Origin of the sequence: Acinetobacter pecorum (genome assembly GCF_014837015.1) — a bacterium.
Taxonomy (GTDB): Bacteria; Pseudomonadota; Gammaproteobacteria; order Pseudomonadales; family Moraxellaceae; genus Acinetobacter; species Acinetobacter pecorum.
The window spans coordinates 1-18,407 of record NZ_JACSPT010000017.1 but is presented as its reverse complement, the minus strand read 5'-3'; the positions used below and the strand labels follow the sequence as shown (position 1 = coordinate 18,407).

Annotated in this window: 19 protein-coding genes; 14 read left to right on the top strand and 5 right to left on the bottom strand. The window is 41.5% G+C overall.

Features of this window, described 5'->3' with window-relative positions; all coding sequences use genetic code 11:
- The first annotated feature begins 49 nt into the window (after window positions 1-49).
- From rpiA to H9629_RS12025, 10 genes are all read left to right on the top strand, one after another.
- A complete protein-coding gene (gene rpiA, locus H9629_RS12070) occupies window positions 50-721 on the top strand; it encodes a ribose-5-phosphate isomerase RpiA (RefSeq protein ID WP_064096095.1) in 672 nt (223 codons plus the stop codon).
- A 240-nt stretch (window positions 722-961) separates the two neighbouring features.
- On the top strand, window positions 962-1,645 hold the full coding sequence (locus H9629_RS12065; RefSeq protein WP_191731169.1) for a M48 family metallopeptidase: 684 nt from the start codon (window positions 962-964) through the stop codon (window positions 1,643-1,645).
- Window positions 1,646-1,823: 178 nt separating this feature from the next.
- Window positions 1,824-2,816, top strand: coding sequence for an aliphatic sulfonate ABC transporter substrate-binding protein (locus H9629_RS12060; RefSeq protein WP_191731168.1), 993 nt, complete (start codon window positions 1,824-1,826; stop codon window positions 2,814-2,816).
- A gap of 73 nt (window positions 2,817-2,889) precedes the next feature.
- Entirely contained in the window at window positions 2,890-4,482 is a 1,593-nt protein-coding gene (locus tag H9629_RS12055; RefSeq protein WP_191731167.1) for a rhodanese-like domain-containing protein, read from the top strand.
- A gap of 139 nt (window positions 4,483-4,621) precedes the next feature.
- Window positions 4,622-4,981: a hypothetical protein gene (locus H9629_RS12050; protein ID WP_171254941.1), complete on the top strand. Its 360-nt coding sequence runs from the start codon at window positions 4,622-4,624 to the stop codon at window positions 4,979-4,981.
- Window positions 4,982-5,126: 145 nt separating this feature from the next.
- The gene (gene argC / locus H9629_RS12045; protein WP_171254951.1) at window positions 5,127-6,182 is read left to right on the top strand and encodes an N-acetyl-gamma-glutamyl-phosphate reductase; all 1,056 of its coding nucleotides are present in this window, start codon (window positions 5,127-5,129) and stop codon (window positions 6,180-6,182) included.
- Window positions 6,183-6,258: 76 nt separating this feature from the next.
- Window positions 6,259-7,008, top strand: coding sequence for a DUF6776 family protein (locus H9629_RS12040; protein WP_064096100.1), 750 nt, complete (start codon window positions 6,259-6,261; stop codon window positions 7,006-7,008).
- Window positions 7,009-7,026: 18 nt separating this feature from the next.
- Window positions 7,027-7,440 (top strand): ATP-dependent Clp protease adapter ClpS, encoded by a 414-nt coding sequence (clpS, locus tag H9629_RS12035; protein WP_064102072.1) that lies wholly within the window; start codon window positions 7,027-7,029, stop codon window positions 7,438-7,440.
- Between the two features lie 9 nt (window positions 7,441-7,449).
- Window positions 7,450-9,726 (top strand): ATP-dependent Clp protease ATP-binding subunit ClpA, encoded by a 2,277-nt coding sequence (clpA, locus tag H9629_RS12030; RefSeq protein WP_064096102.1) that lies wholly within the window; start codon window positions 7,450-7,452, stop codon window positions 9,724-9,726.
- Window positions 9,727-9,821: 95 nt separating this feature from the next.
- Window positions 9,822-10,175, top strand: a complete 354-nt coding sequence (locus H9629_RS12025; protein ID WP_064102073.1) for a YnfA family protein — start codon at window positions 9,822-9,824, stop codon at window positions 10,173-10,175.
- Between the two features lie 108 nt (window positions 10,176-10,283).
- On the opposite strand, the gene H9629_RS12020 is transcribed toward H9629_RS12025, so the two are convergent.
- Window positions 10,284-10,760, bottom strand: a complete 477-nt coding sequence (locus tag H9629_RS12020; protein ID WP_064102169.1) for a hypothetical protein — start codon at window positions 10,758-10,760, stop codon at window positions 10,284-10,286.
- Window positions 10,761-11,107: 347 nt separating this feature from the next.
- Between H9629_RS12020 and H9629_RS12015 the strand changes: the two genes are divergently transcribed.
- Window positions 11,108-12,400: an MFS transporter gene (locus H9629_RS12015; RefSeq protein WP_191731166.1), complete on the top strand. Its 1,293-nt coding sequence runs from the start codon at window positions 11,108-11,110 to the stop codon at window positions 12,398-12,400.
- Window positions 12,401-12,456: 56 nt separating this feature from the next.
- Here H9629_RS12015 and argF read toward each other — a convergent pair whose 3' ends face one another.
- On the bottom strand, window positions 12,457-13,377 hold the full coding sequence (gene argF / locus H9629_RS12010) for an ornithine carbamoyltransferase (protein ID WP_191731165.1): 921 nt from the start codon (window positions 13,375-13,377) through the stop codon (window positions 12,457-12,459).
- Window positions 13,378-13,490: 113 nt separating this feature from the next.
- A complete protein-coding gene (locus tag H9629_RS12005; protein ID WP_191731164.1) occupies window positions 13,491-14,138 on the bottom strand; it encodes a TetR/AcrR family transcriptional regulator in 648 nt (215 codons plus the stop codon).
- 230 nt (window positions 14,139-14,368) lie between these two features.
- On the opposite strand from H9629_RS12005, the gene prpB reads away from it, so the two are divergent.
- Together prpB and prpC are read left to right on the top strand one after the other, a co-directional pair.
- Complete coding sequence (prpB, locus tag H9629_RS12000; protein WP_064102075.1) at window positions 14,369-15,253, top strand: methylisocitrate lyase; 885 nt, start codon at window positions 14,369-14,371, stop codon at window positions 15,251-15,253.
- A gap of 4 nt (window positions 15,254-15,257) precedes the next feature.
- Window positions 15,258-16,397 (top strand): bifunctional 2-methylcitrate synthase/citrate synthase, encoded by a 1,140-nt coding sequence (gene prpC / locus H9629_RS11995; RefSeq protein WP_191731163.1) that lies wholly within the window; start codon window positions 15,258-15,260, stop codon window positions 16,395-16,397.
- Between the two features lie 65 nt (window positions 16,398-16,462).
- Here prpC and H9629_RS11990 read toward each other — a convergent pair whose 3' ends face one another.
- Complete coding sequence (locus tag H9629_RS11990; RefSeq protein WP_081406360.1) at window positions 16,463-17,080, bottom strand: aminotransferase; 618 nt, start codon at window positions 17,078-17,080, stop codon at window positions 16,463-16,465.
- 102 nt (window positions 17,081-17,182) lie between these two features.
- Window positions 17,183-17,659 (bottom strand): CinA family protein, encoded by a 477-nt coding sequence (locus tag H9629_RS11985; protein WP_191731162.1) that lies wholly within the window; start codon window positions 17,657-17,659, stop codon window positions 17,183-17,185.
- 250 nt (window positions 17,660-17,909) lie between these two features.
- Between H9629_RS11985 and H9629_RS11980 the strand changes: the two genes are divergently transcribed.
- Entirely contained in the window at window positions 17,910-18,140 is a 231-nt protein-coding gene (locus H9629_RS11980; RefSeq protein ID WP_064096110.1) for a hypothetical protein, read from the top strand.
- The last annotated feature ends 267 nt before the right edge of the window (window positions 18,141-18,407 follow it).

The window sequence follows — 18,407 nt, the reverse complement described above, 5'->3', positions numbered from 1 at the left end:
CTTTGCGGTTCGAAAATACTGCAAAAGTCCAAAATAGTTGAGTGAAGCCATGAGTCTATATGCAACCCAAGATGAGAAAAAGCAAGCTGCAGCCAAAGCGGCTTTAAAACACTTGCCAAAAGGGGGTATTTTAGGCGTAGGTACAGGTAGCACTGTGAACTTTTTAATTGAGCTTTTACCTGAGCTGCAATTGGAAGCTGCGGTAGCCAGTTCGGAAGCGACAGCACAGCGCCTGAAAAAGCTCGGCATTGAAGTTGTTGATATGAACAGCGTGGGTGGTCTAGATGCCTATGTCGATGGTGCGGACGAAATTGACCGTCATATGCATATGATCAAAGGTGGTGGCGCAGCACTGACTCGCGAAAAAATTGTTGCCTCTATCGCGAAAAAATTCGTGTGTATCGTAGATGATTCAAAATGGGTAGGGCAATTAGGCCGTGAATTCCCGCTTCCGGTAGAAGTGATTCCGATGGCACGTTCTGCAGTAGCGCGTAAACTGGTCGCTTTAGGTGGAGATCCTGCGTATCGTGAAGGTGTGGTAACTGACAACGGTAACGTGATTTTAGATGTTTATAACCTGAATATCCTGAATGCACTTGAGCTTGAAAAAACCATCAATGATATTCCTGGGGTAGTGTGTAACGGTATCTTTGCGATCAACAAAGCAGATATCGCAATTGTCGCGACTGATAATGGAATTGAAGAGCGTACAGCGGTTTAAGATTTGATCACCTTTTTTCATGCCTTAAGTTTTCTCCTTCTAGGAGAAAATGTAAAAGAGGTGGTAGAAAATAGAAAGAAGTGAGTTTATCGTAAATAAATCTACCCAAACTCTGAGTAAAAGTTCTGCTTTAACTTTTATGCAAGAAAAGCTCGTTATTACATATTTTTATAAAGGCTTTTCTCCCTCCTTTAACAAAGGAGGGTTGGGGAGGATTAAAAAAATGATTAAATATAAAAAATGACCTTATCCGACTTACCCGAAATTCAAATCACCCGAAATGTCCGTTCAACACGGCTGCGTTTGCGTGTCGATGCGAGCCAGATCCGTCTTACCGCTCCAGTTTTTTGCAGCAAAAAACAGATACGGCATTTTATTGAGCAATCTGAAAGCTGGCTGATTAAAACCTGGCAATCCCAGCAAGAAAAAATCGAAAATATTGACCGGACGCTACCGAGTGAGCTGCGGTTATTCAATCTAAAAGAACCTGTACAAATTTCTTATCAAAGCCAGAAGAACAACTTCATTTTTGATCATAAAAATTTACAGCTTTGGATCAGTGACCGACATCCTGAAGAATATTTAAAGGCTTTTGTGATTGCCTACGCAAAAAAACAGCTTCCTCCATATTTAAAGCTTGTCTCGCAGCAATGTGATTTGCCATTCAGTATTTGCAACATTCGGCAGCCCAAAACCCGATGGGGTAGCTGCTCTGCCAGGTATGACATTATGTTGAATAGCGCGCTGGTATTGTTTCCTGAAAATATCACGCGTTATGTTGCTATACATGAACTGGCGCATACTAAACATTTTGATCATAGCCCACGCTTCTGGACAGAAGTGGCGAAGCATGATCCAGAATTTAAAATTCATCGTCAATTGTTAAAAACTACACCTTTACCGTATTGGTGGCATCAAATTTAATCTAATTCTAATTTTTAGATATTTATTTGAGATAAAAATATGATGGATGTTTGAACAATTTCTGCATCCCTTATGAGAATAGATTATTTTTAAATCATATATCACTTTTCTAGAATGCCTTCAATTTAAACAGATCGCATTGGTTTTTTCACTGCGGTTATTGGATGGGGAAACCGCGATGGTTTATTCTAGATTTTTATGTGTTTTCTCTTTAATTTTTAGCGTACTTTTAAGCGCTTGTAGCAAGCCTGATAATGCACAATCTTCACCAGAAGCAGATGATGCGGTTTATAAAGCCGAGAATGTACGTATCGGCTATCAACGTTCATCTACTTTAATGACTTTACTTAAAGAGTCTGGTGAACTTGAGAAAAAACTGGCTGAAAAAAATGTCAAAGTCAGCTGGCACGAATTTACCAGTGGTCAACCGCTGTTAGAAGCGCTTAATGTAGGAAGTGTAGATGTGACTGCAGATGTGGCAGATACGGTTCCTGTATTCGCACAGGCGGCTCAAGCAAAACTCACTTATTATGCAAAAGAAACTGCATCTCCAAATGCACAAGCAATTTTAATTCCGAAAAACTCAAAAATTCAAACTATTGCAGATTTAAAAGGCAAGAAAATTGCGGTAACTAAAGCTGCTGGTAGCCATTATTTGCTCATCGCAGCCTTAAACCAAGCAGGTTTAAGTTTTAAAGACATTACGCCAGCGTGGTTAAGTCCGGCAGATGGCCGTGCAGCATTTGAACATGGCGGTGTAGATGCATGGGTGACATGGGAGCCGTATGTTTCAAGTGGTACAGTACTTCAGAATGCAAAAGTTTTGGCATCAGGTGAAGGTCATGCTAATTATATTCGTTACTACTTGACTGCTCAGAAATTTGCACAGGAAAATCCGGCGATTCTCAATACCATCATTCAAACACTTGAAGAAAAAGCAGCTTGGGTGAAGGCAAACCCTGAGGATGCAGCAAAAATTTTGGCGCCATTATGGGGTAACTTGCCTACAGACGTTGTACTTCAAGCCAATGCTAATCGTAGCTATAACGTGCAAAACGTTATTGCAGAAGATATGGCGGAACAGCAACAGATTTCTGATGCATTCTTTAATGAAAAGCTAATTCCACACACCATCGATGCAAAAGCATCCGACATTTTTAAAGCGAAATAAACTTTTAGAAGTCTCAATTCATATTGAGACTTCTAATATTTAATAAAATAGCCTAAGCAAATCTGAGTCATTTATGTCAAATATTCCAGCATTAAATGCTGTTCAAATCCGAGAAATTTTACTGGCGGGTAAAGAAATCGCTATTGTCGATTTACGTGAGGAGCACATTTATGCTCAAGCACATCCTTTGTTTGCCACCAATATTTCCCTATCACGTTTAGAAGTAGAAATCTTAAATCGTGTTCCACGCTTAGAAACGACAGTCGTTCTTTATGATGATAATGATGGTCGGGTTGAACGCGCAGCAGAAAAATTAGCACAGTATGGTTACACCCAGGTTTATGTCCTGGTAGGCGGAGTCAGAGCCTGGCAGCAGGAGGGTGGTGAGTTATTTATTGATGTGAACTCTGCGAGTAAAGCATTTGGTGAATGGGTAGAGCACTTTAAACATACGCCGTCTCTAAGTGCAGAAGATGTACAGGCTAAAATCGATGCGAATGATAATATTATTATCCTAGATGCACGTCGTTTCGATGAATATCAGACTATGAGTATCCCAACCGGGAGAAGCGTACCGGGTGCTGAACTGGTTTTACGTGCACCAGCCTTGGTCAAAAATGAAAATACCACGATTCTTGTAAATTGCGCTGGACGAACCCGGAGTATTATTGGCACCCAGTCTTTAATCAATGCCAAAATCCCACATCCTGTTTATGCATTGCGGAATGGGACTATTGGCTGGACGTTAGCAGGCCAGAACTTAGAGCACGGTCAGCAACGCTCGTATAAAGATCAAATTGCTCCAATATCAGAGCAACAGGTTTTTAGTGCTAAAGAACTGGCAGAAAAAGCCCATGTCAAAACCATTACCCTAGAACAACTACAGGAATTTAAAACAGAGACGACGCGTACGACGTATATTTTTGATGTACGTGATGAAGAGGAATATATACAGGGACATTTACCTGAATCACGATGGGTTGCGGGTGGTCAACTGGTACAGGAAACCGATCATACTGCTGCAGTACGGGGTGCACGAATTGTCTTAATTGATCACCTTTTGGTGAGAGCATATATGACGGCATCTTGGTTGGGGCAGATGAACTGGGAGGTGTATGTACTAGAGACCGATTTTAATCAGGTCCTCACAGAACAGGGCGTTTGGAAATCGAAACTGCCAAATGTGCATTTAGCCCAGACTATTTCGGCTAAAGACTTAAATCACTTCGCGAAAGAGGATATTGCTATTTGGGATGTCTCCACCTTTGCAAACTATAAGCAAGGCCATTTACCCGGTGCACAATGGTTATTAAAAGCTGACGCGATTCAAAAGATTCAGGAGCCCGAATTTCAATCCAAAAAAGTAATTGTGCTGACCTGTAGCACGGCAATTTTGGCGCAATATGCTGCTGAGGAAATTGCACCGTATTTAGCTCAAGAACAGAAAATATGGGTACTCGATGGCGGCAACACGGGCTGGCAACAAGCAGGCTTTGAATTAACCTCTGATGATATCCGAGCCTTATCCCCACAAATTGACCGTTATAAGCGGCCGTATGAAGGAACTGACAACGCTTTGGAAGCGATGCAGGCATATTTGGATTGGGAATACGGTTTGGTCGATCAATTAACGAAAGATGCAACCCATGGTTTTTTTGTTGTCTAATGTATCAAGTCAAATAAAACCGCACATGCGGTTTTATTTTTTAATTAAAATAGCCTAAGCATTTTAGTACAGTTTATTGTTAGCCTTTTAAATTTTAGGTTAAACTCCAAAGATAACAAAAACAATATCAGATTCTAATATGAACCGCTTACTGACAAGTATTTTAATTTTTATGCTATCAATTCCCGCACTTTTCTTTTATGTACTTTTTCTCATGAGTATTTTTAATCCAAGTCTGCCCATTGTGTATCCATGGCCATACAGGTTATTCATGTTGGCGGGGATGGTAGCCTGGGGTGTACTTTTTTATATGAGTATTTTATGGGTGAAGCATCTGCCTATCTCTCAATGGATTTCAGCACTGGGGACTTTACTAGCGATTATAGGCTTAATTCCATTTATTATTCGATTAGACGCTATCGTATTGTTGGCATTGCCGGCATTTTTATTTACGATTTATCTATGCTATTGCAGCTGGTCAACAGCAAAAGCAGACTAACCACTAATAAATACTAATTTTAATGCAAATTTTATATGGACCTTTTGAAAGCCTATAAAAAACCAGCAAACCCCAGCAAAATGGTTTAGAAAAGCATAACTTCCTGTCATACTAGCCTTATAAAAGGCAACATTTATTTGAGGTAATCATCGTGATTTCAGTGGGTATTGTGGGTGGTACAGGTTATACAGGCGTTGAACTTTTGCGTCTTTTACTGCGACATCCAGATGTAAATGTAACAGCACTGACATCACGTACTGAAGCAGGCCGTCGTGTAGATGACATGTTTCCAAGTTTGCGTGGACATACTGATCTGCAATTTTCTGATCTCAGTCTTGAGCTATTAAAATCATGCGATGTGGTTTTCTTTGCAACTCCGCATGGTGTCGCCATGAAACATGCCGAAGAGCTGGTTGCTGCAAATACCAAAGTGATTGACTTGGCAGCAGATTTCCGTTTACAAAATCTTGGACAGTTTGAAAAATGGTATGGCATGCAACATGCATGTCCAGAACTGTTAAAAGATTCTGTATACGGTTTATCTGAGCTAAATCGTGAAGAAATTAAAAAGGCCAGTGTCATCGGAAATCCGGGGTGTTATCCAACCACAGTTCAGTTGGGTCTGGCACCTGTCTTGAAATCAGCTGAAGCATTGGTGAAACCTGAAAGCATTATTATCGACGCCAAATCGGGTGTATCAGGTGCAGGTCGTAAAGCTAGTCTGGGCATGATTTATTCTGAAAATGCCGATAACTTTAAAGCCTATGGTGTAGCGGGTCATCGCCATCATCCTGAAATTGTCGAAGCACTGGAAAATATTTCAGGTCAGAAAGATGTGTTTGATCACATTTTATTTGTACCACATTTGGTGCCAATGATCCGTGGTATGTTGTCGACCATCTATATCGATTTAACTGAAGCAGGTCAACAAGCTGATCTTCAATCACTGTATGAAGCATTCTATGCCAACGAACAGTTTGTCGATGTAATGCCAGCAGGCAGTTCTCCTGAAACTCGTTCAGTGCGTGGAGCGAATCAGTTGCGTATTGCCCTGTATAAGCCGCAACCCGCTAAACTGGTCATTCTGGTTGCACAAGACAATCTGGTCAAGGGTGCAGCAGGCCAGGCCGTGCAGAACATGAACCTGATGTTTGGTTTTGCCGAAGATGCTGGCTTAAATAATATTGGTTTATTACCATAAAAAACGTATTAGAACTTCACACACATTTAGATTTGCATTTAAATGTGTGTCTTGTATAAAGCAAACAGAGATCAAAATGCCGAATAATGAGTTAAACATGACGATCGCTCAGGAACCCGATACAAAGAAATCATGGATGAAAGGCAACACACCATTAGTAACCGGTGCTGCTGTTCTGATTCTTGGGAGTGGTCTACTGGGCTATACCGTCGGGCATCGGCAAGGTTTGACTGCGGTTGGTTTTGATGCAGATGCGGAACAACTGGTTGAAGTGGTACAAAAACAGAAAGCCAGTCTGGAAACATTGAACAAAAACTTGAATACTGCGGTTCAGGAACGTGATCTGGCGGTCAGCAATGCTAATGATCTATATTTGGCCATGACCAAGGCACGTGATGAACAGACTCAGGCTGAAAGCGTGGGAACCATTTATCGCGAGGTTTTGCGTCAGCGTGGTGGTTTGGCATTGGCAGTTCAAAATCTGTCAATCAAACCTTTACCCGAAAATGCCTTTGAATATCAGATTGATCTGGTGCAGGTGAGTCCAAGTAAAAGCCGTGCTTCAGGTAGCGTAGAATTGCGCCTGATTAAAGGCACTGAAATTCTGGTCGTGCCATTAGAGGATAAAAACTTCAATTTTGAAAATTATGAGCGACTCACAGGCCGCTGGACCATGCCTAAAGGCTTTAAGCCTGAATTTATTGAAGTGCGTCTTACTGGTGCCAAACCTGTAATTCGTCGTTTTAGTTGGGAACAGGGCAAAGCAGTCGAAAATCAGGCTGCCTCCTTGTCAGAAATTCCGAAAACCGAAGCAAATGCAAATTAAGTGTGAAATATAAATCTTATGCCAAGCAATAAACGTCAAATGTGTTTAAGTGATATTAAAAACTCTTTTAATGAGTCTGGAATTGTTGATTGGCATATCAGCCCCCGTTTAGCAAATGAACCTTCTGAAGAAGGTGATTCTGACTTGGCTGTACAGACTGCGCCGCCAGAATTGAAACGCCCTCCATTGTATGCTGTCGTTTTATTAAATGATGACTACACCCCGATGGAGTTTGTAATTGAAATTTTACAACAATACTTTGCAATGAATCTTGACCAAGCTACACAAGTAATGCTAACTGTACATTATGAAGGAAAGGGTGTAGCTGGGGTCTATCCTCGAGACATTGCGGAGACCAAAGCGAACCAAGTCAATAATTATGCTCGATCACAAGGTCATCCGTTACTTTGCCAAATAGAGCCTAAAGATTAAGGGGGTTACATGCTCAGTCGTCAATTAGAAGTATCACTACGTTTGGCTGTCAGCATGGCTCGTCAAAAGAGACATGAGTTCCTGACCGTAGAACATTTATTGTTGGCCTTGCTCGACAATGATTCCGCCGTAAATGCCCTGAAAGCATGTGGCGCGGATATTATCGTGCTGCGTAAGGAATTAGAAGAGTACGTAGAACAACATACCCCTAAACTTGGTGAAAATAGTGACCAGGCACCACACCCGACAGAAAGCTTTGACCGGATCTTGCAACGCGCGATTTTTCACGTGCAGTCAAGCGGCGGTGATCGTACTGTAGAAGGTGCCGATATTCTGGTAGCCATGTATTCTGAGCGTGATTCATTTGCGGTCTATCTGCTGAAACGCCATCAGATTAACCGATTGACGCTGACCCAGTACTTGTCTCATGGTACGCGTAAAGAAGACGTGCAATCTGAAGAAGAGATTGAGGACCTAGATGGCGAATCCACATCTTCAGCGAGTTCAGGTCCACTTGAGCTTTATACGACTAACCTGAATGTGGAAGCACAAAAAGGCAAGACTGATCCACTGATTGGTCGTGAAAAAGAAATTGAGCGTGCCGCGCAAATCCTTTGCCGCCGTCGTAAAAATAACCCGCTGCTTGTCGGTGATCCGGGAGTTGGTAAAACCTCGATTGCTGAAGGTCTGGCCTGGTTGATTGTTAATGGTAAAGCGCCAAAACCCTTGGAAAATGCTGAAATCTTCAGCCTGGATATTGGTGCTTTGGTAGCAGGAACCAAATACCGTGGTGATTTTGAAAAACGCTTGAAACAGCTTTTAAATGCGTTGAAAAAGAAACCAGAAGCAGTGCTGTTTATTGATGAAATTCACATGATTATTGGTGCAGGTTCGAGCATGGGCAGCACTATGGACGCATCGAATCTGATCAAACCGGCGCTGGCAAATGGTTCTTTACGTTGCATTGGCTCAACCACTTTCCAGGAATACCGCCAGGTCTTTGAGAAAGATCATGCTTTATCACGCCGTTTCCAGAAAATTGATGTGAATGAACCCTCTATTTCAGAAACCATTGATATCCTACGTGGTCTGAAATCGAAATTTGAAGATTTCCATCATGTGGAGTATGACGATCAAGCTCTGGTATCTGCAGTAGAGCTATCTGCAAAATTTATCAACGACCGCTTCCTGCCAGATAAAGCGATTGATGTGATTGATGAAGCCGGTGCACAGCGCCGTCTTAAAGCGGAGCAAGATGACAGTTTAATTACGGTAGAAAATATTGAAGACATCGTTTCTAAAATTGCGCGTATTCCACCAAAAACGGTCTCTAAAGATGACAAGAGTGTGCTGGAAAATCTTGAGCGAGATCTGAAACGTGTGGTGTTTGGACAGGATGAAGCTATTGAGGCCTTGGCATCTGCAATTAAGTTGTCACGTGCCGGTTTGAAGTCTCCAGATAAGCCTGTAGGTAGTTTTGTCTTTGCGGGTCCTACAGGTGTTGGTAAAACCGAAGTGACCAAGCAGCTCGCGAAACAGATGGGTGTGGAACTGGTGCGTTTTGATATGTCGGAATACATGGAACGCCATGCAGTGTCCCGTCTGATCGGCGCACCTCCCGGCTATGTCGGTTTTGATCAGGGTGGCTTGCTCACCGATGCGATTCACAAAAATCCGCACTGTGTATTACTTCTTGATGAAATCGAAAAAGCACATCCAGATGTATTTAACCTGTTATTGCAGATCATGGACCATGGTTCATTGACCGATAATAACGGGCGTAAATCTGACTTCCGTAACGTGGTCTTGGTACTGACCACCAATATTGGTGCTGAGAGTATTTCTCGTGCCAGCATCGGTTTCATGGAACAAGACAATAGTAACGATAATCAGGAAGCGATGAAGAAAGCCTTCTCGCCGGAATTCCGTAACCGTCTCGACGGCGTGATTCAGTTCAAGGCATTACCAAGCAGCATTATTGAAAATGTTGTAGATAAATTCCTGACAGAACTCCAGGCACAACTGGATGATAAAAAAGTCATGCTCGAAGTGGATCAGAGCGCACGTGAATGGATGGCTGAACATGGCTATGACCGTTTGATGGGTGCACGTCCAATGCAGCGTCTGATTCAGGAACACCTGAAAAAACCGTTGGCTGAAATGATCCTGTTTGGTGAGCTGGCTGAAAATGGTGGTAATGTTGCGGTGTCTGTTAAGAAAGAAAATGGTAAGGCAGTCGGCTTAAAACTTGAAGTTTTTGAAGACCAGACAGCTGAACCGGCCTAATTGACGAAAAAGATTAAACCCGTGCTTGCACGGGTTTTTTCATGCATTCATATTTTAAAGCATTAAACTCATTCATCTAGTTCAAAAGATAAATTATGGATATTCAAATTACCAAGTTGTTCACGACATTTTTCCTGTTTTTGGTCACAGCATTGATGGAAATTTTAGGCTGTTATTTTCCTTATCTAATTTTAAATCAGGGAAAAAGCCATTGGTTGTGGATTCCGACAGCTCTGGCTTTAGCGATCTTTGTCTGGCTATTAACCTTACATCCGGCTGCTTCGGGAAGGATCTATGCAGCATATGGTGGTATTTATATTTTTTCTGCCCTGATGTGGTTGCGCTTCATTGATCAAGTGACGCTGTCACGTTGGGATCTGCTTGGCGGTATGGTGGTCATACTGGGCGCATTAATTATTATTTTGCAACCACAAGGCTTAGTACGTTAATCGGAGTACACCTCGATAAAAAAGTTCATCAAAAAAGGCAGCCAAAGCTACCTTTTTTGTTTTCTAAATTCTGTAATCGAATCACCCGAAATTTCTTATATATTTAGACTATTTCAATTTGCAATCTTTCTGGGAAATAGCAGTCTTATAAGTTTGCGTTTGCGAGTTCAATGTAAGTTCAACCTTGTAAGGGTTCTCAATCTGATAACGATGTTCAAAGAAAATTTCACAATTATTGAGCAGATTATTACGAATTACTTTCATCACCTCTTTGCGCCCGAGGTCTTTTTCAAACTGGCTGAAGTCGGGTGTGGTAATCATTCCTTTTAGCGTGGTTTTATTAGCGCTTAGCTGCAATTGTTCAATCACTGTATTCTGGTCAATTTGCAGAGGCAAGGTTCTGGAATCTTCTGCGCTCAGTACTGTCAGCAATTCATTCAGTTCAGCTTTTTTCTTAATTTTAAAGCTACTGTCGAGAATCCCTTTTTTATGAAGATATTGATCAAATTCGGAAGCATTTACATTTGTTGTGAGTAGACCGAGACCAAGTCCTAAAACGCTGAGTAGCTTAATATTATATTTCATATGAATCACAGAAATTACGTTAACTTTATGAGAAAAATAGAAACATGCCATGAATAGAAACAACACACAACTTTAATTTCATAGCGAATACTTAAGCGCTAAGTTTTAGTAACAATATTTGCCTATGAGTATTAGAATTTTCATATTTCAGCTTCAAAAAACTCATCAAAAATTACACTTATTATTTTGTCTGACTATTCAGCAAAGCTTATATTTATAAAAAATCTACAATAAAAAGTAATAGCTCTAGCTTGGGTTTCTGGAGAAGGGGAAACAGTTAGTAGGAAGATATATGCCTAATACCTATAAATTTTGAACCTGAATAATTAAAATAAGGATGTCGTATTTTGAACCAAACTTATACTAGACAAGAAAAAATTAGTCGAATTAAAGGTGTTGTTGGAGCAGCTTCTGGTAACCTGGTCGAATGGTTTGATTTCTACATTTATGCTGTATTTGCAGTGTATTTTACCCATGCATTAACCGCTCCTGGAATGGAAAGTTCTGCCCAGGCGATTTACGTTTGGGGAGTATTTGCAGCCAGCTTTTTCATGCGTCCCATTGGTAGTTGGTTATTTGGGCGTATTGCGGATAAATATGGCCGCAAGAAGTCGATGGTTATTTCAATCTGTTTGATGGCATTGAGCTCTTTCCTGTTTGCGGCTTTACCTACCTATGAACAAGTCGGAATGATAGCTCCTTTTCTGTTGCTACTTGTACGTCTGCTACAGGGCTTGTCTGTAGGGGGGGAATATGGTGCAGTCGCAACTTATATGAGTGAACTCGGCCTCAAGGGTCAACGTGGATTCTTTTCTTCTTTTCAATATGTAACCTTAACTGGTGGTCAACTCTTGGCAAGCTTGTTGGGCGTCATTTTCTTGAATATGATGACGGAACAGCAGTTACAAGATGGAGGTTGGCGTATTCCTTTTGTTATAGGTGGCGTGGCTGCACTTGCTTCTTTACTGGCACGTAGCCGGCTTGAAGAAACTTTATCGCATGAAGATAGTGAAAAGCAGGAATCCGGCACACTTAAAGAGCTATTTAAAAATCACTGGAAAACCTTTTTGCTGGTCGTTGGTTTGACTTCAGCAGGTTCTTTGAGTTTCTATGTGATCACGGTTTACTCAAAAACTTATCTGACCAATATTGGGATTGATGCCAAAACCGTAGGACTGATTATGACAGCGTCTATCTTTATTCTCATGATAGCACAACCCTTTTTTGGCATGCTGTCCGACCGTATTGGACGAAGAAACTCAATGCTACTGTTTAGCAGTCTGATGGCTATTGCGATTTATCCCGTCATGGTGCTCGGTATGCGTGCCTTCAGCAGCTCTCCCATGATTGTAGCGCTTCTGCTGATCTTTCTAATGATGATACTTAGTTTCTATACCTCTATTAGCGGTATTGTAAAAGCAGAATTGTTTCCACCTTATGTGCGTGCGCTTGGGGTGGGCTTTTCCTATGCTGTTGGGAATGCGGTCTTTGGTGGCTCCGCACCCTCTGTCGCACTACAGTTTAAGGCAGCAGGAATAGAAAACAGTTTCTTTGTCTATGTGATCGTGATTTTGATTATATGTTTCTTCTGCAGCTGGCAACTTCCTAAAGAAGCTCAATATCTAAAAGATGATCTTTAGGAAGTGGAAAATCAAAAAAGCACCTCGGGAGGTGCTTTTTCATAGTTTATAAATTATCAGTCTTTTTTCAGGTTTTCATTGAGCAGAAATTCAACCAGCGCTTTTTGTGCATGCAGACGATTTTCAGCTTCATCCCAAACCACAGCATTTTTATGGTCAAGCAGATTTTCTGAAATTTCTTCACCACGATGCGCTGGCAGACAGTGCATGAACAGACAGTCTGGATGCGCAAGATCCATCAAGCGTTCATTGACTTGGTAGTCTGCAAATGCTTTTTCACGGATTTTCTGTTCTTCTTCCTGACCCATGCTGGCCCAAACGTCAGTCACGATCAGATCGGCATTCACGGCTGCATCTTCAGCAGTATCTACCAGCTCGACACAATGCGCGAATTCAGACAGGAACTGTTGCTGCGGTTCATAACCTTTCGGTGCAGCCACTTTCAGCTTAAAGCCCCACATGTGTGCTGCTTCAATATAAGAATTACACATGTTATTGCCGTCACCAATCCAGGCCACAGTTTTACCTTCGATTGAACCGCGATGTTCCAGGTAAGTCTGCATGTCGGCAAGCAGCTGGCAAGGGTGGTGATCATCAGTCAGCGCATTGATCACTGGAACTTTAGAATAGGATGCAAAACGTTCAACGATATCATGACCAAAAGTACGGATCATCACGATATCCAGCATACTTGAAATCACGCGTGCAGAATCTTCAATCGGTTCACCACGGCCTAACTGGGTATCGCGTGAAGAAAGAAAAATTGCGCTACCGCCAAATTGGCTCATGCCAGCTTCAAACGAAACACGCGTACGGGTACTGGATTTCTCAAAAATCATGCCCATCACTTTACCAACAAATGGTTGGAATACTTCATTGTTATGCTGTTTGCGCTTAAGCTCAATTGCGCGTTGTAAAATCTGGTTAAGTTCTAAAGTTGATAAATCGCGTAAGGTGAGAAAGTGACGGAGAGCCATTCGTTACTCCACAATAATTGCCGAAAAACTCGATCAACAATCAGTTGTTGGTTAGTTTAAGAAAAAATACGGAATCGGCTAATATACTATAAGCAGTCAAAAATGCAAAAAAACTAGACTTTTTGATGACCGTCTAAAAAGCGATCTACACAATAACTGATGTATTTGTCGATTTCCTGATCATCTTCCTGTACCGGAATTCCCATCAGGATGCGCCATTCCAGATTGCGTAAAATACCAAAATACAGCTGTGCTGAATATTGAGGATTTTCGCAATGTAATAAACCTTGTACATCTGCTTGTTCTAAAGCCGTTGCAATGGCACTTTGTACATGCACTGGGCCACGCTCATGAATATGCTGGGCGAGCTCAGGATTACGCTGACTCTGTTCCAGAACCAGACGCATAAAAGCGGAATTCTCTGGTTGCATGATCTGATGATAAAAATTGAGCAAGGTGTGTACCAAATAACTACGAAAATCCAGTGCCATCAGTTCAATGGGAATACTGATATCTTCAAAAAACTTGATACGGCGGTAATCACAGATGGCTTTAAACAAACCTTCTTTATTACCAAAGTATTTATAAATAGATGCTTTGGAACCACCGGCATGCTGCACGATATCATCCAGAGAGACAGCATCATAACCCCGTTCCAGAAACAGCTCGGTTGCACTGTTTAGTAAAGCAATACAACGCTCATGACCGCGTTTGGTTTGCGGCAGGTCTTTAGCGAGCGGTTCTAGGGAGAGGTCTTGCATAGGAGATATATATCAACATGTCAATAAGGATTGAACTGCCATCATAACAAAAATATGCGCATATTTCATAATCGCACCAGAGAGGTGCAGTATTTAAAAAATTAGTGAGAACAAAACTTGAAAATTTGACTAAAGTTTTAGAGTATTTGTTCTATCGGGTTATGGAATGAGCAAACCAAATGGGTATACTCGAATTTCAATAATTATAGCCAAGACTGTGGAAAAGGAAGATGACAGAACAAATCTCTGCAGGTTCAAGATTTAGACAAGCACTTGAAGTCGAGAAACCATTGCAAATTATGGGCACGGTAAATGCCTATGCTGCCATGATGGCCAAACAGGTCGGTTATAAAGCCATTTATTTATCAGGTGCCGGAGTCGCAAATTATTCTTATGGTTTGCCTGATCTGGGTATGACCAGCCTGGATAATGTTCTTGAAGATGTACGCCGCATTACCGAGCGTGTCGATACCCCTTTATTGGTCGATATTGATACCGGATGGGGCGGTGCATTAAATATTGCCCGCACGATCAAGCAGATGATTGCAGCAGGAGCCGCTGCAGTTCATATTGAAGATCAGGTTGCACAGAAACGTTGTGGTCACCGTCCAAATAAAGAAATCGTATCGCAACAGGAAATGGTCGATCGTATCAAAGCTGCTGTAGATGCGAAAACCGATTCAAACTTTGTGGTAATGGCGCGTACCGATGCGCTGCAAAAAGAAGGCCTGCAAGCCGTGATTGATCGTGCTTGTGCCTGTGTTGAAGCCGGTGCTGATGCAATATTTGCCGAAGCAATGACCGATATTACCATGTACCGTACAGTATGTGATGCAGTCGGTGTGCCCGTCCTGGCGAATATTACCGAATTTGGTGATACACCGTATTACACAGTTGATGAACTGGCGGAGCAGGGTATTGGCATGGTGCTGTATCCATTGTCAGCGACGCGTGCAATGCAAAAAGCCGCACTTGAGGTGATGCGGTCGGTACGTGAACACGGCACTCAGGTAAATGTTCTGGATCTCATGCAACAACGAAAAGAACTCTACGAATTTTTAGATTATCACAGCTTCGAAGACACATTAGATAAACTGTTTAAACAGGAGAATTAAAAAAATGGCTGAAGGAAAAGTACTCACCGGCGCAGGATTGCGCGGACAAGTGGCAGGTAAAACCTCACTTTCAACAGTAGGCAAAAGTGGCGCAGGCCTGACCTATCGCGGCTATGACGTGCAGGATCTGGCGGAACATTGCCAGTTTGAAGAAGTCGCTTATCTGATTTTCTTTGGCGAATTGCCGACAGCAGAGCAATTGGCCGCCTATAAAGCTAAACTGAAATCATTACGCACTTTACCCCAGGCGTTAAAAGAAGTGCTTGAGCGTATTCCTGCCGATTCACACCCAATGGATGTGATGCGTACTGGTGTTTCCATGCTGGGAAATCTTGAAACTGAGCAGTCTTTTGAGCAGCAACAGGATATCGCAGACCGTATTTTGGCAACTTTGCCGGCAATCATTTGTTACTGGTATCGTTATAGCCATGACGGCGTGCGTATTGAAGAAAATACTGACGATGCTTCAATTGGTGCACAGTTCCTGCATCTTCTGCATGGTGAAAAACCAAATGAGCTACATGAACAGGTAATGAATGTTTCCTTGATTCTGTATGCAGAGCATGAATTTAACGCTTCAACTTTTACCGCTCGTGTGTGTGCATCAACGCTGTCCGATATGCATTCCTGTATTACCGGTGCAATCGGTTCCTTGCGTGGCCCTCTACATGGCGGTGCCAACGAAGCTGCGATGGACATGATCGAAAACTGGAAGTCGCCTGAAGAAGCTGAACGTGAAATGCTGGGCATGCTGGAACGTAAAGAAAAAATCATGGGCTTCGGTCATGCGATCTATAAGGACAATGATCCGCGTAATGGCATTATTAAAGTCTGGTCTGAGCGTTTGGCCAAAGATGTCGGTGACACGGTACTGTATCCAGTCTCAGTGCGCTGTGAAGAAGTCATGTGGCGTGAGAAGAAATTATTCTGTAATGCGGATTTCTTCCATGCTTCGGCTTATCATTTCATGGGCATTCCAACCAAGCTGTTTACCCCGATCTTTGTTATGTCACGTGTGACAGGCTGGGCAGCGCATGTGATGGAACAACGTGCAGACAACCGTATTATCCGTCCAAGCGCAGACTATACCGGTCCAGAGTTGCGTAAAGTAGTGCCAATCGCTGAGCGTTCTACAGCGGCTTAATCTCTTAAGCTCTTAGAAAAAATAAGGTCTCCTCTGAGACCTTATTTTTTATTGAATTTGTATTATTAGTTTAAGAGTACGGGATCTTCAAGGCTATAACCTGTTTCAAAAGGAATACCTAGATACTTGACTGTCACCAGAGTTTTATTCTGTCTCGGAACTTTATAGGCTTGGCTAATTTTCAAGCCTTGCTGATAACTGACTGCTTGCTGAACCGGGCTTTTTTGTGCGCCAGATTTCACTTGATATTGATAGGTCCATTTTGGCACTTTTTCATTCGGATCATGCCAGGCAGGCGCGCTACCTTTCGTTGTCTTTAACACCTTAAGCTGTGGCTTTGATTTTTGAATCGGACTCAATGGGACTAAACGTTTTTTGATTTTGGCAATGTCCTGATCAAACTTGCGACTGTCTTGATCATAATCGATGCGCTTGGTTTTAGGATTGATATATAAGGAATTGACCTGAATCAGCTGATTCGGTGTTTTAGATTTAAAATTATAATAATACAGTTGAGGCAAGCGTCCACGACCATCAAGGTAATGACGAAGGATATAAAGTTTTTGTTCTTTGACTTCATAGCCTAAAACTTCAATATTTTGTGGGCCGCCTACTGTAGCGAAAGCCAGACCGGGCAAGCTAAGAGGGAGCAGAAGCAGTGCGGTTTTAATATTCATGGTCATTCCACTCTCAAAAAAATAGATTGGCAACTAATCATGCCAATCTATCCTAAAATACGGTAGAAATAATGAAGCTTATTCAGGCTACACAGTAACTTTGAAAGCTTAGCGGTTATTCAGCAGATTGATCATGTCATGTGCAACCGCTGCCGACAGTTTGTTGAGGCGTTCAAGTGGTGAGCCTTTGAGATAATACTGAAACTGATGGATTTGCGTGCCATCATTAATGGCCACAAAAAATGTTCCTTCCGGTTTCTCTGGTGTCGCGCTACCACCTGGTTTAAGCAATCCGGTACAGGCGATAATCCAGTCAGCATTACGAAACATTTTTTTACCTGCTTCCGCCAGCGCAACAGTTACCGGCATAGATTCGGCAGTATGACTATTAATCAAGGTTTTAGAGATACCCAATACTGAAGTCTTGACACTTACATCGTAACAGATCAAACCACCAAGCAGCATTTCGGCACCTTCACCTTTACAGATGGAGAACTGGCTGCTGAGATATCCAGAACTTGCGCTTTCGATAAAGGCAATTTTTATATTTTTCTCTTCGAGTAAGCTGCAACAGGTCTTTATCATAGTCTCTCTATTTCTTTGTGGGAGTGATTGTCGATCAATCTAGACAGATTTTTCCATCCATTAACTTCAAGTATATTTATATTTTTATGAAAATTAAAACTATTTTCAGAGATAAGTGTAATTTCATGTTGTTTGGACTTTAAAGTCTGAGTGGTTAAAGCTTGCGCTATTTTCATAAATAGAGGTTTCTTCTCAGGCGGAACAGTGGTAAAAATAAAAATAAAGTGCTTAGTAAAAGTAGGGCGTTGGAATGCAAACCACAGTAAAATATGTTGTCTTGAAAAGTCTTGACTATCAATTGGGAACACCGTTATTTCAGGAAGAAATCGATGCTGATGGTCAATATTTTGATCAGATTCCAGGCACGCTTTCTTATCAGAACTTACAGTTTAAAGTGATAAGCAAGGAGCTTAAACGTTTACATCTAGCTGAAGAGCAGGAAGATACTCAGACTATTATTGTTAAAGTGGTCAATATCTAATAAAAAATGAGTCTAATAAGTCTCCTTACAGGAGACTTACTATATAGAAGTGATCTAATAAAGATAATTTAAAACAATGAGTTTACCTAAATTAATAGTAAAAAAGAGAAAAAATTATTCAAGTCAAAATCAAGATAAAATCTAAAAACAAAAATTATTATTGAGGAGATTATTTTAATTATCGTATTAAGATGTGTTTAAAATATTTTAAAAAATGGATTATGAATATTTAATTCAATTTTCAAAAAATATTGCAAAAGATAAATT

Excerpts from the sequence above, each read along its gene's own strand:
- rpiA (WP_064096095.1), top strand. The coding sequence starts at position 50 with ATGAGTCTATATGCAACCCAAGATGAGAAAAAGCAAGCTGCAGCCAAA.
- H9629_RS12065 (WP_191731169.1), top strand. The coding sequence starts at position 962 with ATGACCTTATCCGACTTACCCGAAATTCAAATCACCCGAAATGTCCGT.
- H9629_RS12060 (WP_191731168.1), top strand. The coding sequence starts at position 1,824 with ATGGTTTATTCTAGATTTTTATGTGTTTTCTCTTTAATTTTTAGCGTA.
- H9629_RS12055 (WP_191731167.1), top strand. The coding sequence starts at position 2,890 with ATGTCAAATATTCCAGCATTAAATGCTGTTCAAATCCGAGAAATTTTA.
- H9629_RS12050 (WP_171254941.1), top strand. The coding sequence starts at position 4,622 with ATGAACCGCTTACTGACAAGTATTTTAATTTTTATGCTATCAATTCCC.
- H9629_RS12040 (WP_064096100.1), top strand. The coding sequence starts at position 6,259 with ATGCCGAATAATGAGTTAAACATGACGATCGCTCAGGAACCCGATACA.
- clpS (WP_064102072.1), top strand. The coding sequence starts at position 7,027 with ATGCCAAGCAATAAACGTCAAATGTGTTTAAGTGATATTAAAAACTCT.
- clpA (WP_064096102.1), top strand. The coding sequence starts at position 7,450 with ATGCTCAGTCGTCAATTAGAAGTATCACTACGTTTGGCTGTCAGCATG.
- H9629_RS12025 (WP_064102073.1), top strand. The coding sequence starts at position 9,822 with ATGGATATTCAAATTACCAAGTTGTTCACGACATTTTTCCTGTTTTTG.
- H9629_RS12020 (WP_064102169.1), bottom strand. The coding sequence starts at position 10,760 with ATGAAATATAATATTAAGCTACTCAGCGTTTTAGGACTTGGTCTCGGT.
- argF (WP_191731165.1), bottom strand. The coding sequence starts at position 13,377 with ATGGCTCTCCGTCACTTTCTCACCTTACGCGATTTATCAACTTTAGAA.
- H9629_RS12005 (WP_191731164.1), bottom strand. The coding sequence starts at position 14,138 with ATGCAAGACCTCTCCCTAGAACCGCTCGCTAAAGACCTGCCGCAAACC.
- prpB (WP_064102075.1), top strand. The coding sequence starts at position 14,369 with ATGACAGAACAAATCTCTGCAGGTTCAAGATTTAGACAAGCACTTGAA.
- prpC (WP_191731163.1), top strand. The coding sequence starts at position 15,258 with ATGGCTGAAGGAAAAGTACTCACCGGCGCAGGATTGCGCGGACAAGTG.
- H9629_RS11990 (WP_081406360.1), bottom strand. The coding sequence starts at position 17,080 with ATGACCATGAATATTAAAACCGCACTGCTTCTGCTCCCTCTTAGCTTG.
- H9629_RS11985 (WP_191731162.1), bottom strand. The coding sequence starts at position 17,659 with ATGATAAAGACCTGTTGCAGCTTACTCGAAGAGAAAAATATAAAAATT.
- H9629_RS11980 (WP_064096110.1), top strand. The coding sequence starts at position 17,910 with ATGCAAACCACAGTAAAATATGTTGTCTTGAAAAGTCTTGACTATCAA.